This window comes from Saccharomonospora glauca K62 (assembly GCF_000243395.2).
Taxonomy (GTDB): domain Bacteria; phylum Actinomycetota; class Actinomycetes; order Mycobacteriales; family Pseudonocardiaceae; genus Saccharomonospora; species Saccharomonospora glauca.
Window position 1 is genome coordinate 2,417,171 of record NZ_CM001484.1, and the last position, 26,604, is coordinate 2,443,774.

The 26,604-nt window shown below is 71.1% G+C and carries 14 protein-coding genes and 1 pseudogene; 11 read left to right on the forward strand and 4 right to left on the reverse strand.

Features of this window, described 5'->3' with window-relative positions; genetic code table 11:
• Window positions 1–396 precede the first annotated feature (396 nt).
• The 5 genes from SACGLDRAFT_RS11345 to SACGLDRAFT_RS21905 are packed head-to-tail and all read left to right on the forward strand — an operon-like array spanning window position 397 to window position 5,257.
• Window positions 397–645, forward strand: coding sequence for a helix-turn-helix domain-containing protein (locus SACGLDRAFT_RS11345; RefSeq protein WP_005464721.1), 249 nt, complete (start codon window positions 397–399; stop codon window positions 643–645).
• Complete coding sequence (locus tag SACGLDRAFT_RS11355) at window positions 645–2,897, forward strand: RNA helicase (RefSeq protein ID WP_083852949.1); 2,253 nt, start codon at window positions 645–647, stop codon at window positions 2,895–2,897. Before SACGLDRAFT_RS11345 ends, SACGLDRAFT_RS11355 begins: the two co-directional genes overlap by 1 nt.
• Complete coding sequence (locus tag SACGLDRAFT_RS11360) at window positions 2,894–3,484, forward strand: hypothetical protein (RefSeq protein WP_005464726.1); 591 nt, start codon at window positions 2,894–2,896, stop codon at window positions 3,482–3,484. The genes SACGLDRAFT_RS11355 and SACGLDRAFT_RS11360 overlap by 4 nt, the downstream gene beginning before the upstream one ends.
• Window positions 3,481–4,767, forward strand: coding sequence for a relaxase/mobilization nuclease domain-containing protein (locus SACGLDRAFT_RS21900; protein ID WP_083852950.1), 1,287 nt, complete (start codon window positions 3,481–3,483; stop codon window positions 4,765–4,767). Before SACGLDRAFT_RS11360 ends, SACGLDRAFT_RS21900 begins: the two co-directional genes overlap by 4 nt.
• A complete protein-coding gene (locus tag SACGLDRAFT_RS21905) occupies window positions 4,745–5,257 on the forward strand; it encodes a hypothetical protein (RefSeq protein WP_232283954.1) in 513 nt (170 codons plus the stop codon). The genes SACGLDRAFT_RS21900 and SACGLDRAFT_RS21905 overlap by 23 nt, the downstream gene beginning before the upstream one ends.
• A 369-nt stretch (window positions 5,258–5,626) precedes the next feature.
• Here SACGLDRAFT_RS21905 and merA read toward each other — a convergent pair whose 3' ends face one another.
• Window positions 5,627–7,051, reverse strand: a complete 1,425-nt coding sequence (gene merA, locus SACGLDRAFT_RS11375; protein ID WP_005464728.1) for a mercury(II) reductase — start codon at window positions 7,049–7,051, stop codon at window positions 5,627–5,629.
• A 107-nt stretch (window positions 7,052–7,158) separates the two neighbouring features.
• Here merA and SACGLDRAFT_RS11380 point away from each other — a divergent pair, with 107 nt between their 5' ends.
• Together SACGLDRAFT_RS11380 and eutC are read left to right on the forward strand one after the other, a co-directional pair.
• Window positions 7,159–7,548, forward strand: coding sequence for a heavy metal-responsive transcriptional regulator (locus SACGLDRAFT_RS11380; RefSeq protein WP_005464729.1), 390 nt, complete (start codon window positions 7,159–7,161; stop codon window positions 7,546–7,548).
• A gap of 36 nt (window positions 7,549–7,584) precedes the next feature.
• A pseudogene (eutC, locus tag SACGLDRAFT_RS11385) lies at window positions 7,585–8,382 on the forward strand (ethanolamine ammonia-lyase subunit EutC); the annotation flags it as partial.
• A 16-nt stretch (window positions 8,383–8,398) separates the two neighbouring features.
• On the opposite strand, the gene SACGLDRAFT_RS11390 reads toward eutC, so the two are convergent.
• Window positions 8,399–9,397 carry a TerC/Alx family metal homeostasis membrane protein gene (locus tag SACGLDRAFT_RS11390; RefSeq protein ID WP_005464731.1) on the reverse strand — a complete coding sequence of 333 codons (999 nt, stop codon included), beginning with the start codon at window positions 9,395–9,397 and terminating at the stop codon, window positions 8,399–8,401.
• 388 nt (window positions 9,398–9,785) lie between these two features.
• Between SACGLDRAFT_RS11390 and SACGLDRAFT_RS11395 the strand changes: the two genes are divergently transcribed.
• The 4 genes from SACGLDRAFT_RS11395 (at window position 9,786) to SACGLDRAFT_RS11410 (ending at window position 14,626) form a co-directional block, all read left to right on the forward strand.
• Entirely contained in the window at window positions 9,786–10,667 is an 882-nt protein-coding gene (locus tag SACGLDRAFT_RS11395) for a manganese catalase family protein (RefSeq protein WP_005464732.1), read from the forward strand.
• Window positions 10,668–10,861: 194 nt separating this feature from the next.
• Window positions 10,862–11,731: a peptidoglycan DD-metalloendopeptidase family protein gene (locus SACGLDRAFT_RS11400; protein WP_005464733.1), complete on the forward strand. Its 870-nt coding sequence runs from the start codon at window positions 10,862–10,864 to the stop codon at window positions 11,729–11,731.
• Between the two features lie 182 nt (window positions 11,732–11,913).
• Window positions 11,914–13,704: a thiamine pyrophosphate-requiring protein gene (locus tag SACGLDRAFT_RS11405; RefSeq protein ID WP_005464734.1), complete on the forward strand. Its 1,791-nt coding sequence runs from the start codon at window positions 11,914–11,916 to the stop codon at window positions 13,702–13,704.
• A 154-nt stretch (window positions 13,705–13,858) separates the two neighbouring features.
• Window positions 13,859–14,626 (forward strand): 2,3-dihydro-2,3-dihydroxybenzoate dehydrogenase, encoded by a 768-nt coding sequence (locus SACGLDRAFT_RS11410; RefSeq protein ID WP_005464735.1) that lies wholly within the window; start codon window positions 13,859–13,861, stop codon window positions 14,624–14,626.
• On the opposite strand, the gene SACGLDRAFT_RS11415 is transcribed toward SACGLDRAFT_RS11410, so the two are convergent.
• Window positions 14,577–16,019 carry a DHA2 family efflux MFS transporter permease subunit gene (locus SACGLDRAFT_RS11415; RefSeq protein ID WP_005464736.1) on the reverse strand — a complete coding sequence of 481 codons (1,443 nt, stop codon included), beginning with the start codon at window positions 16,017–16,019 and terminating at the stop codon, window positions 14,577–14,579. The genes SACGLDRAFT_RS11410 and SACGLDRAFT_RS11415 overlap by 50 nt on opposite strands.
• Window positions 16,016–26,578: a non-ribosomal peptide synthetase gene (locus tag SACGLDRAFT_RS11420; protein ID WP_005464737.1), complete on the reverse strand. Its 10,563-nt coding sequence runs from the start codon at window positions 26,576–26,578 to the stop codon at window positions 16,016–16,018. Before SACGLDRAFT_RS11420 ends, SACGLDRAFT_RS11415 begins: the two co-directional genes overlap by 4 nt.
• Window positions 26,579–26,604 lie beyond the last annotated feature (26 nt).

Sequence of the window (26,604 nt, forward strand, 5' to 3'; positions counted from 1 at the left end):
CCGCGGGGGCAGCGAAGTGGCATGTCCCCGGGCTGGCAAACGGAGTGAACCTCGCGTGAGCGAGGGTGAGACACCCCCGGTGAAACGAAAGCAATCCCCGACGGGCGGGCCACCGTCGAAGCTCCGACCGAGAGGTCGCCAAGAGTGAGGGCTCTTGGAACTCCCGAAGAACGATCTTCGGGAGTTTTCTATGTCCTCGACGGACACCCGCACTTTCACGAGCCTTCCGCCTGACCTCGAGCAGGGGCAGGGGCTCCCTGCCCGCGATGAGGGCCTCGCGCCCGTCATCGCCGCCGCCCGCGCTGCGGGTCGCGTGGCTGGTGAGCGGTTGACTCATACTCCGCTGAACCCGCGCCAGCGCGCCACCGTCGCCGCCATGATGGGCGGTGATCGCTGATGAGCGCGAACTCCGCCGCCTTCGATCACCTGACCGGCTTCCGCTGGCGTCAGGGCGACCCCTCCCTCGCCAACATGGAGGCACGGCTCTACGACCTCGGCGTGCTCCGCTCCGTGCTGGAAGAGGCCGTCGAGATCGCCGTCGCCGACGCCCGCGCCGAGGGCGTGACGTGGGCCAGGATCGGCGACGCCCTCGGCGTCACGCACCAGGCCGTGATCAAGCGTTACCGCAAGGGCGGTGGTCGCTGATGCACCCCGACGCCCGCAACCTCAGCACCGATCCCGTCGACCTGACCCCGCCCGGAGGGCCTGGTCTGGCACCCGCCGAAGGCGGGGTGCCCGGTGCCGTTCCGAGCGACGGGAACCGGGCTCTCCCCGTCGGGGACGATTTTGCCGGAAACGGCTATACGGCTGCACCGACCGATTCCGGCGAGTCCGAGATTCCCGCCGATCTCAGCTCTGACCAGGGAACTGTCGCCGCTCTGCATGCGCGGCCCTCCTTGGGTGGCCGCGCATCCGTTTCGGAAACGGCTGCACCGGCGCCTACCTCGGGTGCAAGCGTGGACTTCGCCGAGCTGGACGTGCCGGGGGCCGATCCCGGTGACGAGGTCGAACCGTTCGTCGTCGAGTCCACGCCTGCGCAGGTCGCCGAGGCGAAGGCGTTCTTCGCCGCCGCGAAGACGGCGGAGAGCCCGGAGCAGGCGAAGCGCGCCCGTATGCAGTCACGCGTGTTCTCGGTGATGCAGTACCGCGAGCACCCGGAGACCGGCGAGGTCATGCTCACGCAGGAGCAGATCGACGAGGGCCTCGCGGCGCTGGGCGATCGCCTCCACCGCTGGGCCTACGTGTGGCACCCGTATGACCGCCTGGTCGAGGTGGACGAGGGTACAGGCGAGACGGTGTGCTGCGGGATCAAGGGCCTGCACGCTCACATGGTGTTGTGGGTCGCTGATGCTGATGGTCCGCGTCCTACGATCCGCACCGTCTCCGACGCCTTCTCGATCCCCTCGGCTCGCGTGAAGCCGCCAAAAGAGACTGCCGAGCAGGAAGGCACCGAGCACAAGGGCCGCGGCGCGGCAGAGAAGGCGTTCTTCGATCTCGCTGAGTACCTGCCGCATGAGTCGCGGGGGAAGAACGCCATCCCGGGCATCCACCAGCCGGAGCGGCACTACCTCGTGGACAAGACGCAGGAGGGCATGCCTGGCAAGTACCAGTACGGCCGGGGCCGGATCGTCGCGAACTTCGATTTCGGGCGGGAGCTGGACGCGCACATGGCGATGCGCCGCAACGCCGCTGAGGGCGGAGGCAGGGCGAAGCTCAGCAAGCTCTTCCAGGCCGTGGGCAAGGGCTCGCTGACGCTGAAGCAGGTCCGCGATCAGGAGCCCGCGATCTACTTCGCGAAGGGCAACCTGGCGCACTTCCAGAAGCTGCGCGGCGACTTCCTCGCGTATCAGGACGCACCGGAGTCGGTCATGAACTTCTACGTGTTCGGCGAGGGCGGCACGGGCAAGGACCTGCTCGCGAAGGCGCTGGCTCGCGCTCTGGCCCCGGATGCGGACAAGCCGTACTTCAAGGTGGGCGGCGAGAACGTCTCGTGGGAGGGCTACGACGGCGAGCCGGTCGTGATCTGGGAGGACACGCGCGTCGGTGACATGATCCGCACGGCCAAGAGCCGCGGGATGCTCTTCCGCATTCTCGGCCCGTGGCGCGAGCCGGACGAGAAGCCGATCGTGAACATCAAGGGATCGAAGACTCAGTTGCTCAACCGGGTGAACATCGTTACGGGTCCCGAGGGCTACGAGGAGTTCCTCCGCGGCTTGGCTGGCGAGTACGAGTCGATGCAGGGCGGCGTGCGGGTCAAGCACCAGGCGGAGAACCTCGGGCAGGGGTTCCGCCGCTTCCCGGTGATCATCCCGGTCGCCGAGCGCGAGTTCTCGATCTTCGTGAACTCCGGTGTGCTCAACGGCACCCGCGAGTACCAGCGTTATGAGCGGTACGAGCACATGCGCCAGGACCTGGAGTTGCTGGCGCGCAGGTGCAAGGCGATCAAGGACACCGCGGAGCGCGAGCGCGTGCGCGGAGAGATCGAGGCGCGCACGGTCGCGCCGATCGTGGAGCAGCACGACCGGATAGCGCGCCCCGAACTGGAGGCGATCAACGGGGACGAACTGTTCGCGGAATTCGCTGGAGTCGGCCAGCCGATCCAGCCGAGCGCTGAGGAGATCGCCGCCGCCGAAGAGGCGGCGAAGTGTGACCGTGAGGTCGTCGAGGAGCAGCAGCGCAGGCGGCTCGCCGAGCTGGAGGAGCACAACCGTGAGTTGCAGCTCTGCACGTGTTCCACTCCGCAGGCGGGCGTCTACGCGCGGCATGGGGATGAGTGCCTGGCGCTCTCCGAGGATGAGCGTCAGCGCCGCGCTGAGGCGAAGCAGAAGGTGCTCGATGCGAAGGTCGCGCGGCTCCGCGCGAACGGCGGTCTGCTGGTCGCGGGAGGTGCGGCATGAGCACCGAACTCGATGGGCACTTCCAGGGGATCGAAGGGGGCGCAGCCCCCTCGCAAGCAGGCAAGGAGGACATGAGCGCCAGCGAAATGTCCGACGCGCCTACTGCTTGCCACTCTGGCGTACAGGCGGAGCAGCAGGCCGACTCCCGGGTGAACACCGGTCGGGCTGATGCGGAGGCTGTGCGCCAGAGTCACGGCGGCGCGGAGCGTCGTCGTGGCAGCGGCGGGCGGCTCGATACGCGCTTCGATGACGCCACGCTCGGGGCGGTTCGCACTCGTGCGAAGCGGCTCGGGCTGGCTCCGAGCACGTGGGTGCGGACCGTCGTGCGCGATGCGCTCCATGCATCTCGGAGCGAGGAGCTGGACGCCGCCGTGGCCGCGCACCTGCTCGGGGTCGAGGAGCGCGTGCAGGCGTCTGCTGATGCTCGGGAGCTGGCCGCCCAGGTGCGCCCGCTCGCGATCAACGTCAACGACCTGGACCGCCGTGCTCGCGCGGGTGAGCCGGTGTCGCTGTCGGCGGAGGTGCCCGAGCTGATCGAGCTGCTCCGCGAGATCCGCGCCCTGCTCGGTGATCGGGCGGCCTCATGAGCACGACACATTACAGTCCGAGCGCCAGCGCCGCCGACACCGAGCGCTACATCCGGGGCAAGGAGGACGAGCGCGGCGTCGCGATCACGTGCGACGTGCCGGGAGGCCCCGGCGCGTTCTCGGCGCGCGCCCGCGCGCTCACCCAGAACACGAAGCGCGACGTCGAGGCGCTGCACTACAGGCAGTCGTTCAGCGACGAGGAGTTCGACCCGAAGAATCCGGAGGACGTGCAGCGGGTGAACGATCTGGGCTATCAACTCGCGAAGAAGATGCACCCAGATTCCGACTGCCTCGTGGTCAGTCATGTGGACGGACGCGGGAAGAAGCCGCACAACCACATCTTGGTCATCAACCACAGCAATCGGACGGGAAGAGCGCTCAGCGACTACCGCACGTTCCACGACCGCAAGGCCGGGAACCAGCGGGGCGTTCAGTCAGCGAACGACGAACTCATGCGCGAGCACGGTCTCTCGGTCGTGAAGCGTCTGGAGCACGCACCGAAGGACTGGGAGCTGCGCCGCGAGGACTTCGCCGAGGGCGGGCTCGACCGCGAGATGGGCGACCGGATGAGCGCCGCCCTGGCTGATCCCCGTGCGGTGGACAAGGCCGGTCTCGAAGCGGTGATCGAGGAGCAGAACCAGCAGCTCGGCGATGACGGGGAGCGGGTGCCGCGGATGCGCCTCCACACCGCCATCAGCAAGCGAGGGAAGAACGTCGGCAAGGAGACGTGGACGCTCTACATCGAGGACCGCCGCGGCGAGTCCGGGCGTGCCGAGCGACGCAAGCGCACGAGTGCGCTCTCGACAGATTTCACCCCGGAGGGCGCGCGGGCGTTCTTCGACTACCACCAGCAGCAGGAGGAGCAGGAACATGAGCGCAGCGCTCGACAGGCTGAAGCAGCAGAACGCGCAGAGCGGATCGCAGCAGCAGCTCGACAGTCCGGAGACGATGGAGGCGTTGACCTCGATCCTCGCCGCCGTCGAGGCGCAGAACGCGAGGCTCGACCGGCTGGCCGAGCAGCAGAAGAAGCTCGCGGGGTTCGTGAAGGTCATGGACGAGGAGACGACGAGGCGGCTGGAGCGGATCACGGCCCCGGCGTCAACCTCCTCGCCCTCCAGCGACGTGTCCGCGAGGATCGCGAGTATCGAGAGCAGGCAGAACGAGATCGCGAGCACGCTCGGCGAGTTCGCGCAGAGTCTCAACGGCGAGAGCTTAAACGCCGCGTCGCAGAGCTTGGTCGCGGAGGCGCAGAGGAACCACGTGGCTACGGCATCGGCGATTGAGGGGCTCAAGGCGCAGGCCGCGGCGAACCAGAAGCTCGTCAGACAGGTCGGCTGGGCGGTGCAGCGGATCGAGAAGCACACCGAGGAGCGGGTCCAGAAGGCCGTCGAGCAGGTCACCGGAGAGGCTTCGACCACGATGACCGCGAACCTCGACGCGTCGAACGAACGGGCCGAGCGGATCATCGCCGCCACCGCGAAGCTGGAGGCCCGGCAGCTGTGGTCGGCCGCCGCCGCGATGTGCCTCGCGCTCCTGCCGGTGGTGGTCGTCATCGCTGGGCTCTGGATGGGCATCGCCGGGCTCATCACCGGCGCTCAGTGGGCGCTGGACGTGGACGGTAGCGTGTGGCTCGGGATCGGGCGCTGGCTCGTGATCGCCGTGGGCCTCGCGGCGGCCGGCTACGGGGTCTTCGCGTCCGTCCGCTGGGTTGTTGGTCTCGTGGAGACCTGGAAGGGTCGCGGGATGCCGACGTGGCCGAGCTGGCGACGATGACTGGAGCCACTCGAACTACTGACCCCGGTCAGTAGTCGAACGATTGCCGCAGCCGCCGGTCGAGCGACGTCGGTGCCGCGGCAGTCGCCGGAGGACGATCGCCGCTGTGACGGCCACCCCGACTGCGATCCCGGCACCGATGAGCCAAGGGTTGCCGAGGAAACCTCCGATACCTGCAAGGGCTCCGCCCGCGGCGAGGAGAGGCAGGCCGCAGCAGATCAGCAGCGGAAGCGCGCAGCATGCCAACAGGAGCAAGCCCGTCCCAGCACCGACAAGCACGCCCGCGCGATGCGAGTCGTGGCCCTTATCGCCGCTCATCGTCTGTTCCTCTCCCAGCTGAGCGTTCCCCCCGATTGTCTGCGTGCGCGTTCACGCGCAGCACGACAGGAGCGACGGATCGGTGGTGAAGGCCTTGGCGGCGATCCGGATGCCCTCGGCCATGGTCAGGTAGGGGGCCCAGGCGTCGGCGACCTCGGCGACGGTCTTGCCGAGCACGTGGACCCCGGCGGCGGCGAGCTCGCCGGCGTCCTTGGCGACGGCGGTGATGCCGAGGATCTTCCCCGTGTCGGCGTCCACGACGATCTTGACGAAGCCGCGGGTGTCGCGGTTGACCAGGGCGCGGGGCACGTGGTGCAGGGGCAGGACGCGGCAGTCGCAGCGGATCCCGGCGGCGACGACGTCCTTCTCGGTCATCCCGACCGCGCCGATCGCCGGGCCGGTGAACGTGACCCTCGGCAGCCGGGCGTAGTCCACGGCCCGGTCGGCGTCGGTGAACGCGTTCTCGGCGACGAGGGTGCCGTGCTGGGCGGCGACGTAGACGAATTCGGGGTGGCCGGTCACGTCGCCCGCGGCCCAGATCCGCGGGTGGGAGGACTGCATCCGGTCGGAGACGACCACCTCGCCGAGGTCCCCGGTCTTGACCCCGACCGCGTCGAGGCCGAGCCCGTCGGTGGCCGGTCGTCGTCCGAGGGCGAGGAGCACCTGGTCGGCGCGGAACTCCTCCCGGCCGCCGGCGACGTCCGCGGTGACGACGGCCTGCCCGGTCGCGGCGTCGCGGGACACCCGCGTCGGCAGCGCGCGGCGGACCACCCGGATGCCCTCGTCGGCGAACACCTCCTGCAGCGTCCTGGACACCTCCGGCTCCTCCTTCGACGCGAGCCGGGACCGGGCCAGCACGGTGACCTGGGAGCCGAGCCGGGCGAACAGCTGCGCCTGCTCCAGGGCGACGTAGCCGCCGCCGAGCACGAGCAGGGACTCAGGGAGTTCGGTCAGCTCCATCGCCGTGGTCGAGGTCAGGTACCCGGTCTCGTCCAGGCCGTCGATCGGCGGGGCCCACGGCCGAGAGCCAGTCGCGACCAGGTAGTGCGCGGCCTCGATCGTCTCGGTGCTGCCGTCGTCCTCGGCGACCTGGAGGACCGGTGCGTCGGGGGTGCCGGCGAACGCGGCGTCCCCGCGGCGGACGGCCCACCCGTAGGAGTCGGCGACGTCGGCGTACTTCTCGCCCCGCAGCGACTCGACCAGCGCCTGCTTCCCGGCGATCAGGGCGGGCATGTCCACCGGCCCCGCCGTCGTCTCGATCCCCGGGAACCGGTCGGCGGCGTCGGCCGCGGAGTGCCATGCGTCGGCCGCGGCGATCAGGGCCTTCGACGGCACGCAGCCGGTGTTCACGCAGGTGCCGCCGAGCGTCCCGCGCTCGATCATCACCACCGACTTGCCGAGCGTGGTCGCGCGGATCGCGGCGGCGAACGCACCGCCGCCCGATCCGATGATGGCGAGGTCGTACTTCGTGGGCATCGCAGCTCCTGTCAATACTTGGACTTCCGGTCTATCTCAGCCATACTGGACCTTCCAGTGCAGGGGAAGGTCAAGAGGGCTTCTGCCGAAAGAACAGGGGGCCTGCGATGCGCATCGGGGAACTCGCCGAGCGGGCGGGAACGACGGCGAAGACGCTGCGGTTCTACGAGGAGCAGGGCCTGCTGCCCCCGGCCGAGCGCACGCCGTCCGGATACCGCGACTACGCGCCCGAGACGGCCGCCCGGATCGACTTCGTCCACCGCGGCCAGGCCGCGGGCCTCACCCTCGCCCAGATCCGCCAGATCCTCGAAATCCGCGACGGCGGCGCTGCTCCCTGCGAGCACGTGCGCGACCTCCTCGACGCGCGCCTCGCCGAGATCGAGCAGCAGATCGCCCAGCTCACAGCGCTCCGAGACACCATCGCCGAGCTCAGGCACGACGCCGCGCAGCCCGACCCCGACTCGTGCAGCGCGGACCAGGTCTGCCGATACCTGTAAACGGCAGAGCCGTTCGCGCCAACGCCACAACCCCGACATGCGCTACGGCGGCTCACTCGCGCCCGGATCGGTCTCGGGCGCACCGGTGACGCCGTTCCGCTGCGGCGGGTGCTGGAGTTCCGGGCCGACCACGCCGCCGCACGCGACGCCATCCACCAGCCCCTCGACGTCGCCGCGCTGGCCGCCGACGTCCGCGCGGTGGGTGTGGGCACGCCCGTCGTCGTGCGCAGCCGGGCCCGTGATCGGCAGGAGTACCTGCGCCGCCCCGACCTCGGTCGGGTGCCCGCCGACCTCGCCGCGGTGTCCGCCAGCGGGGCGGACGTGGGGATCGTGCTGGCCGACGGTCTGTCGCCGCGGGCGCTCGCGATTCACGGCGCGCCGCTGTTGGCCGCGTTGGTGACCGAACTGGGTCCGGTGTACTCGATCGCCTCCCCGGTCATCGCCACCCAGGCCCGCGTGGCGATCGGCGACCATCTCGGCGCGGCGCTCGACGTGACCACGGTGCTCGTCGTGATCGGGGAACGCCCCGGCCTGTCGGTCGCCGACAGTCTCGGCATCTACCTGACCCATCACCCGCGTCCCGGCCGCACCGACGCCGAACGCAACTGCGTGTCGAACATCCATCCGCCGGACGGACTCGGCTACGAACGGGCCGCCGCCACCGTCCACCGCCTGGTGGCCGGAGCCAGGCGGCTCGGCCGGTCGGGTGTGGAATTGAAGGACGACGGCGCCGCGGCCCCGGCGTCCGTGGACACCGGGACTCCCCGGCACAGCCTCGGTCCCGCGCCGGGTGGTGCCGCCACGGACGATTCCTCCGGGGTCAATCCCGAATGAGCACGCCGGATCGCGGTCAAGGGGTCGGTTCCGGTTCTTCCCGGCGACGGGCCCGAAGGCTGGTGAACGTCACGACCGCCAGGATGACCACGATGGCGAGCAAGGACACCGGGGTGGGGATCTCCGGCACGCCGGGCCAGATGCCGTGGGCCCAGTGCAGCACCAGCTTGACGCCGATTAGGGCCAGGATCAGGGCGAGACCGTAGTTGAGGTGCGCCAGCTTGCGCAGCGTCGTGCGCAGCACGAAGTACAGCGCCCGCAGTCCCAGCAACGCGAAGGCGTTGGTGGTGAAGACCAGGTACGGGTCCTCGGTGATGCCGTAGACGGCGGGGACCGAGTCGACCGCGAACACCACGTCGGTGGCGAAGATCGCCACGATCACCACGGTGAACGGCGTGAGCATGCGCCGCCCACCTTCCCGGACGGTGAGCCTGCTGCCCCGGTAGTCGTCGGTGACCGGCATCAGCTTCCGCAGCAGCCGCACCGAGCGCAGCTCGGAGACCTCCATCTCCTCCCGGTCCCCGCCGCGCACCTCGTCGTGAAGGATCTTCCCCGCGGTGACGACCAGAACCGCGCCGAACAACAGGAATGCCCACGTGCCCGCCTGCAGGATCGCCGCCCCCAGCGCGATGAACGCGCCCCGCAGCACCAAGGCGCCGACGATGCCCAGCAGCAGCGCCCGCTGGTGCAGTTCCTCCGGGACCGCGAACGCGCTCAGCAGGAGCATGAACACGAACAGGTTGTCCACCGACAACGACTTCTCCACCAGGTATCCGGTGAAGAACTCCAGTGACTGCGCGCCGCCGTAATCGATCCACAACCACACCCCGAACAACACCGGCAGGACGAGGTAGAACACCGACCAACCGACCGCTTCACCGAGCCTCACCTCGTGCGGGCGGCGCGTGACGACGAAATCCATGACCAACAGCCCGGCCAGGACGGCAAGACTGAGCGACCACAGCAGTGGGGACCCGATCGACTCCGACGCGGTGGCGGGGGCGGCATCGAGCACACGAACCTCCTCGAACAGGACTCCTGTTCGAGGTCTCCTTCACCGCCACCGGCAGCCGCCCGAGGACATCACGGGATGTCCGTACTGACCGGGTCGGCTCTAGGAAGTACTCCCCTCGCCCGCCCAGTATGAGGCACGCCCGGACGCCCCAGCCAGCCCCCTGGTGAGTACGCGCCGCTCCCTTCCGCTCAGCCGTCGTCACGTTCGGACATCTCCCCAGGTCATGCCGAGTCCGCCGGGAGGAACACGCCGCCTCCGGTGGGCGTGGTCACCGGAGGCGGCGAACGGAGAGAGCCGGTTTAGGCGCGTTCCCCGAGGGAATGACCCCAACTGCCTCACCGGGGAGCGGTGCCCAGCGGAAAACCAGAGGAGAGGATCCCCCCCCCCGATGTTCTTTCACCGGCAGGAACTGCAGTACAAGGCGACCCCGGACCAACCCGACGCGGTCTTCGCGCGGAAGCTGCAAGAGGTACTGGGCGGCCAGTACGGGGAAATCACGGTGGCGATGCAGTACATGTTCCAGGGCTGGAACAGCCACGTTCCCGGCAAGTACCGGGATCTGTTGTTCGGCATCGGCGCCGAGGAGTTCGGGCACGTCGAGATGCTCGCCACCATGATCGCCCAGCTGCTGGAGAAAGCACCCGTGGGCATCACCGAGGAAGCCGTCCAGTCGGACCCCGCCGTGGCCGCGGTCATCGGTGGCACGGACCTCCAGCACGCCATCGTGGCGGGCGCGGGCGCCCGTCCCGTCGACAGCATGGGCAATCCGTGGCAGGGCGCCTACGTCACCGCGAGCGGGAACCTGCTGGCGGACTTCACCTCGAACGCCAACGCCGAGATGCAGGGCCGGGTTCAGGTCGCCCGCCTCTACCACATGACGGACGACCACGGTGTGCGTGACATGCTGGCCTTCCTGTTGGCGCGGGACACCATGCACCAGAACCAGTGGATCGCCGCGGCGGCGGAGTTGCGTGAGGAAGGCGCCGAGCAACTGCCGGTGCCCAGTAACTTCCCGTTGAACAAGGAACATCGGGACGTCGCGTACCAGTACCTGAACTTCAGCGACGGCCGGCACGCCTCGGAAGGTCGGTGGGCTTCGGGGCCGACTCCCGACGGCCACGGTGAGTTCAGCTACCACGAGGGCCCCACGACCAACGCGCCGCTCCCGCCGCCGACCCACCCGGACTCGCGGTTCTACGGCACCACGGAGCTGCCCAACACCATGGAGAAGGTGGCCGGAGCGACCCAGGACAAGCTCAAGAAGGAGTGAGGCTCGGATACCTCCGTCGAAGCCGCGTCGGCGTCCGGTGCGGCTTCGACGGTGTCCGGCCGGAACCGTTCCGAAAAACACCAATTTCGTCACGGCCAATCGTGGAGTCAACAGTTCGCTAAAGGCTTCAAATCGCCGTACCACCTCGGCTTCCCTGTGGTTGTATAAACCACTCGCACCAGATAGGAGTCGAGATGGCAAGACTGGCGAACTGGAAGAAGTCCGTCGTCGCAGTCGCCGCGGTGGCTCTTACCACCGCGGGACTCACGATGGCCTCCACGGCACCGGCCTCCGCCGCTGCCCGAAACGGCGTCTGCGAAAGCGGCGAGTTCTGTTACTACTACAACAGCAACAATCAGGGTTCGGTCTCGGATTTCACGAGCTCGCTGGCCAATTACGGGACCACGCAACCCAGCTGCTACGAGTTCAAGGGCTCGGGCAACGGCCAGGGGCTGTGCATCAAGAACAACGCCGCGTCGGTGTGGAACCGCAGTAACGTCACGGTGCGGGTCTACTACAACTCCAACTACGGCGGCGCGTACCAGGACTTCGCGCCGGGCGCGAAGGGCAACCTGAACTCGACGCTGAAGAACAACAACGCCTCGCACCAGTTCAACCCCGGCTCGGCGGGTCAGTTCTGGCTGCCCTTCCCGTGTGGTGAGACATGGGAGGCGGGCACCCGTACCAACCACAGCCCGGCCAACGCCGTCGACTTCAACCACTACCCCGAGGACAACGGCTGGAAGGTCTACGCCTCGGCCCCCGGCACCGTGTCCAAGGTCGCCAACACGGGCAGCACCTCCTACGGCCGTTACATCGTGATCGACCACGGAAGCGGCTGGCAGACGCTCTACGCGCACCTGAGCTCGCAGGACGTCTCCGTCGGCCAGAAGGTCACCGAGAAGACGATGATCGGCCGGGTCGGCAGCACCGGTGGCTCCACCGGACCGCACCTGCACTACGAGCAGAAGCTCAACGGAGCGGTGCAGAAGGTGAAGTTCCGTGACGGCAGCCCCGTCTACTGGGGCAAGACCAACCTGCAGCGTAAGACCAACTGCCCCTAGACCGGGCGACGTCTTCGCTTCTTTCGTAGGCGGCTCCGTCCCGTACGGGCGGAGTCGCCTCGTGGTGTCTCGGCGACCGCGGTCGTCTCTCGACGTGGTTGAGAAGCACCCGGCCGGGTAGCCGTCTGCTCGGACGACTCTTCCCGTCCCGGAGGCGCGGCGGGGAGCGAGGAGGTACACCGATGGCCGAGACGGTTGGCGACTACCTGCTGCGACGACTGCGGGAATGGGGCGTGGCCCAGGTCTTCGGGTATCCCGGCGATGGCATCAACGGCATTGTCGCCGCGTTCGGGAAGGCGGACAACCGACCACGGTTCGTGCAGTCGCGCCACGAGGAGATGTCGGCCTTCCAGGCCGTGGGGTATGCGAAGTTCAGTGGCAACGCGGGAGTGTGCCTGGCGACGTCCGGTCCGGGAGCCGTGCACCTCCTCAACGGGTTGTACGACGCGAAACTCGACCACGTGCCCGTCGTCGCCGTGGTCGGACAGACCGCGCGCAGCGCGATGGGCGGCAGTTACCAGCAGGAGCTCGACCTCCAGGCACTGCTGAAGGACGTCGCGTCGGAGTACCTGGTGGAGGTCAACGTCGCCGAGCAGTTGCCCAACGCCCTCGACCGGGCGTTTCGCACCGCGTTGTCACGCCGCGCCCCCACCGCGCTGATCATTCCGGCGGACCTGCAGGAACAGTCCTACAGCGCGCCGGAACACGCGTTCAAGCAGGTGCCGTCGAGCCCGCCGAGCGTCCCGCGGGCGGCGCTGGTGCCGCACGAGGACGACCTCGCGCACGCCGCGGAGGTGCTGAACGCCGGAGACCGGGTCGCCATCCTCGTCGGGCAGGGCGCGCGAGACGCCGCCGAGGAGGTGGAGCGGGTCGCCGACGTCACCGGGGCGGGCGTGGCGAAGGCGTTGCTGGGCAAGGACGTGCTGGGGGACGACCTGCCGTACGTGACCGGTTCGATCGGCTTGCTCGGCACTCGCCCGAGCTACGAGTTGATGCGTGACTGCGACACGCTGCTGATCGTCGGCTCCAACCTGCCCTACTCGCAGTTCCTGCCCGACTACGACCGGGCGCGAGCCGTGCAGATCGACATCGACGGTGGCGTCCTGGGCATGCGGTATCCGACCGAGGTCAACCTCCTCGGCGACGCCAAGGCGACGCTGCGCGCGTTGCTGCCGCTGTTGCGGCGCAAGACCGACCGGTCGTGGCGGGAGACCGTCGAGCGCAACGTCGCGCGATGGTGGACCACCGTGCGCGACCAGGCACTGCTCGACGCCTCCCCGATCAACCCGATGCGGGTGGTGCACGAGTTGTCGGAGCGGATTCCGGAGGACGCGGTGGTCACGGCGGACTCCGGGTCGTCCACGAACTGGTTCGCCCGCAACCTGAGGCTGCGGGGCCGGATGCGCGCCTCCCTGTCGGGCGGGCTCGCCACGATGGGCTCCGGCGTGCCCTACGCGATCGGCGCGAAGTTCGCCCATCCCGAGCGGCCCGTGGTGGCGCTGGTCGGTGATGGCGCGATGCAGATGAACGGCATGGCGGAGCTGGTGACGATCTCCCGCTATCGCCACCTGTGGCGCGACCCCCGGCTGGTGGTGTGCGTGTTCGACAACCACGACCTCAACCAGGTCACGTGGGAACTGCGGGCCATGGGCGGGGCCCCGAAGTTCGAGGAGTCGCAGAGCCTGCCCGACGTCCCCTATGCCGAGTTCGCCAAGCTCGTGGGGCTGGAGGGCATCACCGTGGACGACCCGGACGAGCTGGGCGCCGCGTGGGACGCGGTCCTCGCCGCCGACCGCCCCGTCGTGCTGGACGTGCACTGCGATCCGGAACTGCCGCCCATCCCGCCGCACGCGACGTTCGACCAGCTCAAGTCGATGACCGAAGCACTGCTGAAGGGCGATCCGAACGCCTGGCACGTCCTCGTCCAGGGGGTCAGGACAAAGGCACGGGAAGTGCTGCCCGGAACCCGGTGACGACCGTCGTTCCGGCGCCGGCCACGGCACCGGGGTGACTCGTTCTCCTTGCCACTGTGGTGTTTCTTCCACGCGCACCGCACGGACGCCCGCGCGTGATACGAACGAGTCGAGGACCCTCGGGTCCGAACGGCAGCGATCCGAGAGAGGCATCGTGGGACAACAGGGAATCGCCGGAAAGATCGCGTTCGTCACCGGTGCGGGACGGGGCATCGGCGCGGCCGTGGCGCGGGCGTTGCGGGACAACGGCGCCGTGGTCGCCGCGTCGGACCGCTCCGCCGAAGTCCGTACGTCCTATGAGGACGAAGAAGGCATCACGGGGTTCACGGCGGACGTCACCGACTCGACGGCCGTCGCGGACGTCGTCGCCGAGGTGGAGGACACCTTGGGGCCGATCGACATCCTCGTCAACGTGGCGGGGGTACTGCACACCGGGCCGGTGGCGGAGTACTCCGACGAGGACTGGAATCACACGTTCGCGGTCAACACCACGGGTGTGTTCACCGTGTCCCGCGAGGTCACCCGACGGATGATGCCGCGCGGGCGCGGTTGCGTGGTCACCGTGTCCTCCAACGCCGCCGGGGTGCCGCGTCGGGGCATGGCCGCCTACGCCGCCTCCAAGGCGGCCGCCACCATGTTCACCAAGTGCCTCGGGCTCGAACTCGCCGAGTACGGGATCCGGTGCAACATCGTGGCGCCCGGCTCCACCGACACCCCGATGCAGCGTTCGATGTGGACGGACAAGGGCGCCGAGTCCGTCATCCGGGGCGATCTGGACAGCTACCGGGTGGGCATTCCGCTGGGGCGGATCGCCGAACCGGAGGACATCGCCGCCGCGGTCGTGTTCCTGGCCTCCGACCAGGCCCGGCACATCACGATGCACGACCTCTACGTGGACGGTGGTGCGACCCTGCGCGCGTGAGTCCCGCGTCCCGGCCCTCGGGAGCGGGGCCGGGCAGGCGCAGCGCCGCGAGCAGGGCCACCCCGCACAGTCCGAGCACGCACCAGAAGGCGACGCCGAACGCGCTCGCCGCGTTTGAGGTCGCGAGCCGGGCTTCGAGCAGTACCGCCACCACCGCGGTGCCGAGCGCCCCGCCGACGTAGTTCAGCAGGTTCAGCATGCCGGCCGCCTTCGGCAGGCGGTCCCGGTCGACGTTGCCGTAGACGACGGTCATCACCGGTGATGCGATCATCGCCGTGCCGAGACCCCGAACCAGCAGGACGAGCCCGAGGAGGGCGTCCGGAAGCTCTCCGAGCCGGGTGAACGGCATCGTGGCGACGAGGACGACGGTGAAGCCCGTGACCACGATCGTGCGCGGGGCGAGCCGGTCGATCGTGCGGTTGACGACGAGCGACCCCAGTGCCGCGCCCACGCCCTGAGGGGCCAGCAGCAGCCCCGTCTCCCACGCCGTCAGGCCCCGGCCCGTCTGCAGGTACAGGGGAAGCAGGAACATCGTTCCGAACACCGACGCCGCCGCCCCGAACAACGCCAGCGCGGCCGAACCGAACGGCGGGGTCGTGAACAGGCGCAGCTCCAGCAGCGGGGTTCGCGTCGCACGCAGGGCATGACGGACGAACGCGGCGAGCAGGACGACCCCGACCGCGATCGCCACCGAGGCGGGTCCGAGGCCCGTCCGGTTCGACGCCAGTTCGGTGAGACCGAGGACGAGCACCGCGAGTCCCGGTGAGAGCAGGAGCGCTCCCCGGACGTCGAAGTGCCCGGCGGTGCCGGACGACGGCACGACGGGAACCAGCCTGCGCGCCAGCAGCAGCGCGACCAGCCCCGTCGGGAGATTGAGGTAGAACAACCAGGGCCAGTCGGCGACCCGCAGCACGACGCCGCCGAGGATCGGGCCCAGCACCGGCGCGAGCATCGGGACGATCCCGGCGATGCTCATGAGCCGGCCCGTGCGTCTCGGTCCGGCGACGGCCGCGAGCAGGGCCTGGCCGGTGGGCACCAGCAACCCACCGCCGATGCCTTGCACCACCCGGAATCCCGCGAGCGAGGGGATCGACCAGGCGAACGCGCAGGCCGCCGACCCGGCCAGGAACACCAGCAGAGCCCCCAGCCAAGTCCGTCGTGGCCCGAACCGTTCCGCTAGCCAGCCCGCCATCGGGGCCGCCGCCACGACCGCGAGCAGGTACGCCGTGCCCGCCCACTGGACCTCGGTGATCGAGGCCGCGAACTCGGCCCGCAGCGTCTTCATGCCGACGTTGACGATGGTCGAGTCCAGTGACGCCATGAACGTGCCGAGCACGAGCACGAACGCCAGGCCGAGCAGTCGGCCGTCGATGCGGTCGGCCCCGGCGCTCATCGGTGTCCCACCGAATCCACGCAGGCGTCCAGCAGGTGGCTCGCGTCGGCGTCGAGCACGTCGGGACGGCTCAGCGCACGCAACGCCCGCCGCAGCGACGCGGCCAGCGCCTCGGCGTCCTCCCGTGTCACCGCGTCGGGACGGTACCCGACGATCGCGCGCCACCCGACTCCCTCGGGCATGACGGTGACCGTCACCGGGTGGTGGGTGAACTCGCGGAAGCGGGTTCCCACGACCCGCACTCCCGGCGCGGGCTCGGCCAACGCGGCGGGGTCCACCGGGTAGTTCTCGAACACCAGGAGGCTGTCGAACAACCGGCTCACCCCGGCCAGCCGTTCGAGGTCGGCGAGCGAGACGGCGTGGTGTTCGGCGAGGGCCCGCTGTCCGGCCTGCAGCTCACCGAGGGCCCGCGCGAGCGGCCCGGACAACCGGGCTCGGACGGGGACGGTGTTGGCGAGCAGTCCCAGCACCTCCTCCACACCGTCCACATCGGGCGTTCGCCCGGAGACCATCGCACCGAAGCACACCTCCGGTCGCCCCGATCGGGCCGCCAGCACGGCGGACCACGCGCCCTGCACGAGCGTGTTCACGGTCAGCCCGGCCACCGTCGCGGTGGCGGTCAGGGCGCGCACCAGGTCGGGTTCGACGTCGAACACGACCGGCGCGGGAAGCGCGGGCACCGCCTCGGGAAGCTCCCGGTCGCCGACGAGGTGGTTCCCTTCGCCCAGCCCGGAGAGCGCGGCGCGCCAGGCGGCGGTCTCGGCGTCCCGGTCGCGGTCGGCCAGCCATCGCAGGTACCGGGAGAACGGCACGGGTGGGGGCAACACCCGTGCCGGGTCCTCTCCCCGAACTCGCGCGGTGTAGGCGGCGAAGATCTCCCCGAGCATCCGGGGCGCCGACCAGCCGTCGGAGAGCACGTGGTGGCTGGTGAGCACCAGCTCCGTTCTCCGCTCCCCGCGCCGGACGACGGTCACCCGCACCGCCGATCCTCGGGTGAGGTCGAAGCGCTCCGCGAGGTCGTCCTCCAGGAGCCGGTCGACGGCCCGCTGCTGCTCCCCCGCGTCGGTGATCCCGGAGAGATCGACGTGGCGGCGGTCCGGTGCGGCGTCGGCGAGCAGCACCTGCACCGCGCCCGCGCCGAGGTCTTCCGGGAACGCCGCCCCCAGATTCGGGTGCCGAGCCAGCAGGTCGCCCGCGGCCGCGTGCAGGGCCTCCACGTCCACCTCGCCGGCCAACGAGAACACGACCTGCACGGTGTACGGGTCGGGTCCGTCCGCCGCGGCACGGGAGTGCCGCAGCACGAGTTCCTGCAGCGGACTCAGCGGCAGTACGTCGGTCACCCGGTAGCGCCGTTCCAGTTCCTCCACGCTGGACTGGTCGAGGTCGACCAGCGGGAAGTCCGACGGGGTGTGGCCGGCCCCGGCGAGTGCGTCCGGGTCGGCGGCGAGCGCAGTGAGACAGTCCCGGAAGCTCTCGGCGAGCGCGGCGATCTCGGCGTCGGTGAACAACGCACGGGGCCACGTGAAGCGGACTCGCAGCGCGGCGCCGCCCCCGTCGTCCCACGTCATCGCGTCGACCATCAGACCGTGCGGCAGGGGGAGGGCGTCGCCGCCGGAGCCGAACGGGTTCGCTCCCGGCGGAACCTGCCACGGCCGTTCCTCGGCCGGGGTGGGGGCGAACTGGCCCAGGTAGTTCCAGCTGATCTCCGGTCGGGGTTCGGCACGCAGCTCCGGTTCTCCCGCCGCGGTCAGGATGCCGTGGCCGAGGCCGTCACCTTGGGCCCGGAGCTGTTCCTTGACCGCCTTGAGCGCCCGCGCCGTCGAGCCCTCGGGCACGGTGATCCACGCGGGGTGCACCGCCGTGAACCAGCCCACCGTGCGCGACAGATCCACCTCCCCGGTTCCGTCGGGGCGGCGCGGGGGCCTGCCGTGGCTTTCCAGCGCCACGTACAGCTCGGGTGCCCGGCCCCGCCACCGACCGACCGCCCGAGCCAACGCGGTGAGCAGCACGGTGTCGGGCGTGCCGTGGTACGCCGCGGGCAGCGTCGTCAGGAGGGTGCGCGTGAGTTCGGGGTCGAGGTGGAGTTCGTGGTGCACGGCGGTGGCACCGGTGTCACGGGTCGCGTCGAACGCGATCGCCGACAGCGGTTCGGTGTTCGTGGCGTGGTCGGCGACTCGCCGCCAGTGCGGCAGTTCCGTCCTCCGGCGTTCCGCCGCCTCGCGCAGGGCGCGGGCCCACCCGAGGAACGACTCCCCTCGCCGCGACTCGTTCGGCTCGCTCCTGCCCGAGCTCGCGGCGGCGTACCCGATCTCGAGGTCGTCGCGCAGGACGCGCCAGGAGACCCCGTCGACCACGAGGTGGTGGGCGATCAGCACGAGCCTGCCGAGTGCCTCCGGCCCGCGATCCACCCACACGGCACGCACCAGTGGCCCGTTCCAGGGGTCCAGTTCGGCGCGGGCGGCGGCGATCTCGGCGGCGACGAGGGCGCGCACGTCCTCGTCGGGACGCACGGTGACCCGCGTGAGCACGTCGCTCGCGGTGACCGTCCCCGGTTCGGGAATCCGCAGCATCGGCTCGGGGTCGCCGGGGACCAGGTGGGCCCGCAGCACGGCGTGCCGGTCGAGCAGGTCGTCCAGCACCGCCCGCCACACCGCGAGCGAACCGTCCGCCGGGACACAGATCTCCGTCCACTGACAGAAGTCCCGCAGCGTGTCCGCTCCGCCGGGTGTCTTCTCGCAGCGGTGCAGCAGGTCGAGCATCACCGGGGTGAGCGGCGCGTCGCCGGTGACCGGGCCGAAGGCGGCGCCGGGGGTGTCGGGGTCGGCCTCGGCGCAGCGGGCGGCGATGCCCGCGATCGTGACGCCGTCGAGCACGTCCCGTGGCCCCAGCCGCAGACCGTGCCTCCGGGCGCGCGACACCACTTGCAGCGACACGATGCTGTCGCCGCCGATCTCCAGGAACCGGTCGTCGAGACCGACGTCGTCGCCCAGCACCTCGCGGACGATGTCGAGCAGCACCCTCTCGGCCCTGGTGACCGGTTCCCGCGCGGGGGTAGCCCGCGCCTCGGGCTCGGGCAGCGCGGCCTGGTCGAGTTTGCCGCCGGGGGTGAGCGGCAGGCGGTCGAGTGCCACGAAGGTCGTGGGCACCATGTGGTCGGGCAACTCGGTCAGCAGGTCCTCGCGCAGTCGGTCCGGGTCGACCGTCGAGCCCTCGGCGGGGATCACGTAGCCCACGAGCCGGCCGTCGCGGACCACGACCGCGCATCCGCGCACGCCCGGGTGCCGGGTGAGAGCCGACTCGATCTCCGCGAGTTCGATCCGGAATCCACGGATCTTGACCTGCCGGTCGGCGCGGCCGAGGAACACCAACTGTCCGTCGGGCCGCCAGTACACCACGTCCCCGGTGCGGTACATCCTGCTGCCCGGCTCGCCGAACGGGTCGGCCACGAAGGCCCGCGCCGTCTGTCCCGGACGTCCCAGGTAGCCGCGGGCGAGCTTCGGTCCGGCCAGGTACAGCTCCCCCGGAACGCCGACGCCGACCGGCTGCAAGCCGTCGTCGAGGACGTAGGCGCGCACGTTCGGATCCGGCCGTCCGATGGGGACGGTGCCCGACTCACCGGGCTCGTAGCGCCAGGTCACGGAGTTGACCGTGACCTCGGTGGGCCCGTAGGCGTTGAACAGCGCCCGGCGTCCCTCTCCCCAGCGGCGTGCGAGTTCGGCGTCGAGGCGCTCGGCACCGACGACGAAGAACACGTCCGGGTCCACGGTGCAGCCCTCGGGGACCGCCGCCAGGAACGATGGCAGCAGGTTGATCCCGGTCACCCGGTGCTCGGCGATGTAGTCGAACAGCTCCTCGCCCGGTACGCGGACCTCCTCCGGCGCGATGACGAGCGTCCCGCCGGAGGCCAGCGGCACCATCGCCTGCCAGAACGCCACGTCGAAGCTCGTCGACGCGAAGTGCAGGTAGCGGTCGTGCTCGGTGACACCGACGACCTCCTCCTGCAACGCGATCAGGTCGGGGAGGCCGCGGTGCGGCACGGCGACTCCCTTCGGCCGCCCCGTCGTGCCGGAGGTGTAGATGATGTAGGCGAGCGAGTCGTCGGTGATCCCGGCGCGCGCGTGTTCGGGGTCGGTGTCGCGGTCCGTCGGCCGCGTCGGGTCGCCGAGCACGGCCGGGTCGTCCACCCGCAGCACCGGGGCGGCGTGCTCGCCGGGCACCCTGCCGCCGAGCGTCTCCAGCGCCGTGGCGTCGGTGACGAACGCGGTGGGCCGCGCGTCGCCGATCATGTAGGCGAGCCGGTCCCGTGGATATCCGGGGTCCAGGGGCAGGTAGACCGCGCCGGCCTTCAGTACCCCGAGCAGGGCCACGATCATCTCGACGTCCCGGCCGAGCAGCACGCCCACGGGCTCCTCCCGCCGGACCCCGGCGGCGAGCAGTGTCCGGGCGAGCCGGTTGGCCAGCCGGTCCAGCTCGGCGTAGGTGAGTCGCCGCTCCCGGCACACCACGGCCTCGGCGTGAGGTTTGCGCCGGACCCACGCGCCGAACTCGGTCAGGTACGGCCCGCGCGGACGCCGGGGCCGCACCTCGGTGCCGACGCGCAGCATGCGGGCGGTCTCGTCCGCGTCGAGCATCGGCACCCGGCCGACGGGACGACTCGGGTCGGCGACGAGCTCGGTCAGCAGGGTGAGCAGCCAGCGCCCGTAGTCGCGCACGGTCTGCTCATCGAAGGCGTGCGGCTGGTAACCGAGTCCCACGGTGATCTCGTCGTCGGGGATCACCACCACCGTCAGCGGGTAGTGGGTGGCGTCGGTGATCCGCACCCCGGAGAGCTCTAGTCCCGGCGCGACCGGCATGGCTCCGCGCCCGGCGAACGGGAAGTTCTCCGTCACCAGCATGGTGTCGAACAACTCCCCCACCCCGACGGCGCGCTGGATGTCGGGCAGCCCCAGGTGGTGGTGCTCGGTCAGCGCCACCGACTCGGCGTGCACGCGGGCGAGCAGCTCCTCCACCGTCTCGTGCGGGGCGTGGCGCACGCGGACCGGAACGGTGTTGCCGAGCTGGCCGACCATCGACTCGACACCGTGGACCTCGGGGGGCCTGCCGGACACCGGGCAGCCGAACACGACGTCGCGGCGCCGGGTGAGCCTGCCGAGCAGCAGCCCCCACGCCGCGTGGAAGACCGTCGTCACGGTGATGCCCCGCTTGCGGGCGAAGCGGCGAAGTCGATCGCTGAACTCGTGGCCGAGCTCGATCGTCACGCGCTCGGGACGGTCCACCCTCGGCCGCGCGGTGGCCGGGGCGAGCCGGGTGCCGTCGTCGATTCCGGACAGTGCCTCCCGCCACGCGCGCACCGCGGCGTCGCGGTCCCGCTCGGCGAGCCACTGGTGGTAGGCCGACAACGGGGCCGGGGCGGGTACCCGCGGACCACCGCCGAGTTCGGCGTAGAGCCCCAGCAGGGTGCGTCCCACCAGCGGCATCGACCAGCCGTCCAGCAACGCGTGGTGGTTGGTCAGCACCAGCCGATGCTCGCGTGGTCCCAGCGTGCACAGGCGGAACCGGAGCAACGGTGGGGTCTCCGGGTCGAAGGGGCGGTCCAGTTCGGCGCGGCAGTACGCGGCGAACGCCGCTTCCCGGTCCGCGAGCTCGGTCAGGTCGCGCCGTTCCCAGTCCGGGTCGACGGCGGCGGGCACCACCTGCACGACCTCACCCGCCGCCGTGGTGGCGAGGTGCACCCTCAGGGCGGGGTGGCGGCGCAACAGCTCGCGGGCGGCTTCCTCCAGTCGCGGGGCGTCGAGGTCCCCGGTCAGCGACAGCACCGCTTGGACGACGTACACGTCGGCGTCTCGGGTGTCCCTGGCGAGGGTGTGGAACGACAGTCCCACCTGCAGCGGCGTCGCGGGGAGGACGTCGGCAATGCGGCCTCGCCGTTCCAGGGCGTCGATGTCGGCCTGGTCCAGACGCACCAGCGGCAGGTCCGAGGGGGTGAGGCCACCGCCTTCGGGCCCGAGGCGCTCGGCGTGCGTGGCCAACGCGGCCAGGGCCTCGTCCCAGGCGTCCCGCAAGTCGTGGAACGTCTCCTCGTCGAGCAACCGTCCCGCGGCCGTCCACTCGACCGCGAGCCGGGGCGTGTCGGCCTCGTGGACGAAGCAGTTGAGCGCCAGCACCTGCTCCAGGGCCTTGTCGTCGGGTTCGATCACGGAGAACGCGTCGCCGTCGGGCAGTCGCCAGTCCTCGCCCGCCGGGGCGGTGAAGCGTCCCAGGTAGTTCAGCAGCACCTCGGGGGCGCCGGCCGCGGCCAGCTCCGGGGCGACGGCCGGGTCGAGGTGGCGGAGCACCCCGAAGCCGAGACCGCCGTCGGGAACCGCGCGCCGAGCCTCTTTCACGGCCCGCAGCAACCGGCCCGCCGCCTCGCCCCCGGCGAGCGCGTCGCGCAGCTCGGCCTCGCCGGACACCGCGTCGGTGGGCACGCGCACCGGGAACTCACTGGTGAACCAGCCGACGGTGTGGGACAGGTCCACGTCGCTCTCCAGCGGTTCGCGACCGTGGCTCTCCAGCGTGATTGTCAGCGCATCGGCGACCGGTGCCTCTCCGCGTCGCCGGGAGCACAGGGCGAGGACGAGAGCCGCCAACAGCACCTCCTCGGCACCGGCGCGGTAGGCGTCGGGAAGCGCGGTCAAGACCGCGTGGGAGACGTCCGGGTCGGCGAGGGTGACCGCGCGCCTGCGGGTGGCCATGGTGTCTCGGGCCGGGTCGAGGGCGGCGCACCGCAGCGGACGGCAGGCGGGGTCGAGGGCCCGCCGCCAGTGAGGGAGTTCGGTACGACGAGCACCGGTACGTCCCTGCTCGGCCAGCAGCGTGGCGTGCCGCCGCCACGACGTTCCCGGCCGCGACAGCTCGGCGGGTCGGCCGTCCCGTGCCGCCGTCCAAGCCGCGTGCAGGTCGGGCAGCAACACCCGCCACGACACCCCGTCCACCACGAGGTGATGGGCGAGGACGAGAATCCGGGACTCGGCTTCCTCGGGGGTACGGACCACCGCGACGCGCAGCATCTCCCCCGCGAGGGGGTCGAGTTCACCGGCGAGCTTCGCGGCGGTCGTGGCCAGGCTCTCCTCGGCCACGGTGGGTTCGACGAGCTCGCTGACGATCCGCTCGGCGGGCACGGCCTCGGAGGGCAGCACTTCCAGCTCGTCCCGGTTCTCGGTCAACCGCAGCCGCAGCGCGGGATGGCGGTCCAGCACCGTACGAACCCCGGCCACCAGATGCGGCAGTCGCGGGGGCGAAGCCGGGGTCACGGCGGTCCACTGGGCGTATCCGGCCACCACGCGCGGGTCGGGGTGCGGGTCGAGCAGGCCCCGCACGATGGGCGGCGCGGGCACCGTGCCGACCGGGTCGTCGGCCACCGCCCGCGTCCGGTCGTCCAATGCGGACATCCTCCCGGCGAGAGAGCCGAGATCGCGACGTGCCAGCAGGTCGCGGGGCCGGAGCTCGAACCCGGAGGCTCGCAGCCTGCTGCTCACGGTGATGGCGGAGATGCTGTCGCCACCGAGAGAGAAGAAATCGTCGTCGGGGCCGACCTCGGGGGCCCCGAACACCTCGGCGACCGTCGCGCACAGCAGTCGTTCCCGCTCCGTTGAGGGGGCGCGGCCTCCGCCTGCCGCGCGGGGCGCGGGCAGAGCCGCGCGGTTCAGCTTGCCGTTGGTGGTGAGCGGCAGTTCGTCGAGGACGACGACGGCCGCGGGCACCAGATGGTCGGGGAACCGTTCGGCGAGCGTGTCCCGAACCGACCGGGGGGTGAGGGTCACGTCCCGTTCCGGGACGACGTAACCGACCAGGCGCGGCGAGCCGGTCTCGTGACGCACCAGTGCCGCCGCGGCGCTCACGCCGGGCACCGTGCCGAGGGCCGCCTCGACCTCACCGATCTCCACCCGGTGACCGCGGATCTTGACCTGGCCGTCGGCCCGGCCGAGGTACACGAAGCCCCTGTCGGGCTCCCAGCGGGCGAGATCGCCGGTGCGGTACATCCGGGCCCCGGCCGTCGCGGCGAACGGGTCGGCGACGAACCGCTCCGCCGTCTCCGCGGGCCGGTTCAGGTAGCCGCGCGCGAGCTGCGGCCCGGCCAGGTACAGCTCCCCCACCGCGCCGGGCGGTACCGGACGCAACGCGTTGTCCAGCAAATAGACCCGCATGCCGGCGAGGGGGCGGCCGATCACCGGCTCGGCCCCCTCCAGTGGGGCGCTCACGCTGTCCACGGTGGCCTCGGTCGGGCCGTACATGTTGCGCGCGGTGACGCCGGAGGCGGTGACCCGCCGCCACAACGCGGGTGGCGTGGCCTCGCCGCCGAGCACCAGCAACGCCGGTCGGTGCGGGCCGTCGAGCAGTCCCGCGTCGATCAGGGGCGCGGCCAGGGAGGGCGTGGTGTCCACGACGTCGATGCGGTCGCGGGCGAAGGCGGCCAGCAGCGCGTCGACGTCCCGTGTCACCTCGGTGTCGTAGAGGTGCAGTTCGTGCCCGCACAGCAGCCACAGCACCTGGTCCAGGGCGGAGTCGAAGGCGAACGAGTAGGTGTGCGCCACCCGCAGTCGCCGGCCCGCGGCGCGAGCGGTGTCGGCGACGATCGTCGAGCGCTGGTGGTGCAGCAGCGTGGTCAGGCCGCGGACCGGCACCTGCACCCCCTTGGGTTTTCCGGTGGAGCCCGAGGTGTGAATGAGGTAGGCGAGGTGCTCGGGGTGTCGCTCGGCGGCCAGTTCGTGCGGGGCGAGTGGTCCGTCCGGCAGCGCGGTCAGCTCGGCGACCGTGGCCGGGTCGTCGAGCACGAGCCGAGGCGCGTCGGTCTCCACGCCCGCCCCGGCGCTCGCCGTGAGGACGAGTGCCGGGCGTACGTCGGCGAGCAGCTCCCGCAGCCGTTCGGCCGGGTGCGCGAGGTCGAGCGGGAGGAAGGCGGCACCGGCGTCGAGGGTCGCGAGCAGACCGACCACGAAATCGACCGAGCGAGGCAGTGCCAGGGCCACCACGTCCTCGGCCCCGACTCCTCGGGCCCGCAGAGCGCGGGCGAGGCGGTGCACGCGGCGGGCGAGTTCGGCGAAGTCCACCCGGTCGGTTCCGTGGACCAGCGCCGTGTCGCCGCCGTGGGTGGCGGCCAGCTCGGCGAGCGAGGTAGGCACGTCGCGGGGGTCGCCCGCCGGCGCGGCCGGGGTCCACGCGGCGAGCAGCTCGCGCCGCTGCTCGGGGTCGACGAGTTCGACCCCTCCCACGGCGGGGCGCCGGGAACTGGGCAGCTCGGTGAGGAGCTTGCGCACCGCCGCGAGTCGGGCCTCGACGGCGGCCCGGTCGTGGGTCCGGGCGTCCACCTCGAATCCCAGCAGCAAGCCACCGTCCCGTGTGGGCAGGACGCTGAGCCCCATGTCCTCGGGAGGTCCGCCCGCGACGTTGCGCATGACGCCGGTCGCGCCCGCGAAGTCGAGGGTGAGGTCGAAGGCCTTGAGGTTGACGCCACGGCCGTGCAGCAGGGCGCCCGCTCCGGGCACGGCCAGGTCGCGGGGCAGATTTTCCCCCCGGTAGCGCTGGTGCGCGCGCATCTCCCGCATCGCCTCGGCGACGCGTCCGGCCAGCACGTCCAGCCGGTCCCGGCTCCGCACGTCCACCCGGAGTGGGAGCACGTTCACGGCCATGCCGGGGGTGCGTAGCTCGGCGGAGCTGGTGCGGCACATCAGCGGCAGGGCGAACACCACGTCGGTGCGTCCCGACACCCGGTGCAGGAACGCGGCGTAGCAGGCGAGCAGCGCGTCCCCCCAGCTCACGCCCGCGTCGTCGGCGAAGGCACGCAGCGCGGCGAACTCGTCGGCGGACAGCACCGTCCTCGCGGACACGGTGTCGGATGGCGCCCCGGCCCCGCCGGGGGCCCACTCCTCCACGTCGGGCAACGGGGTGAGGCGGTCAATCCAGTACGCGCGGTCCCGTTCGGGGCCGTCGCCGGCGAGGTACTCCCGGTCGGCGCGGACGAACTCGGCGAACGTGCCGAACGGAGAGGGCGGTGGGGTCTCGCCTCGGACCAGGGCGGTGTACCGAGCGGCGGTGCGGCGGGCGAGCATGGCCGCGCTGTAGCCGTCGAAGACGAGGTGGTGGCCCAGCTGGGTGTACCACACCTCCTCGTCGGACAGCCGGATGATCACGTGCGAGTACAGCGGCCGGTCCACCATCCCCCGGCACGCCTCCGCCGTGGCGAAACGTTCGCGCACGACCAGGGCGTCCGCCGCGGCGACCGGGTCCGGCTCACCACTGACGTCGAACACCTTCGGGGGGTCCACCGGGTCGTCGGAGATCACCTGGCGCGGACCGTCTGGAGTCTCGAAAAAGCGCAGCCGCAGCGACTCCGCGTCGCGGACCGTGCCCGTCATCGCCTCGGCGAGCCGGTCGACGTCGATGGGCTCCGCACCGCGAATCTGCACGACGTCCCCGACGACGTAGTACGGGGACTCCGGTTCCAGGCGCTGGGCGTTCCAGATGCCGAGCTGGGCGCTGGTCAGTTCGAAGCCGCCGTCGGCCGGAGGCCGCGCACTCATGCGGGCCTGCTCTCGGACCGTGCTCA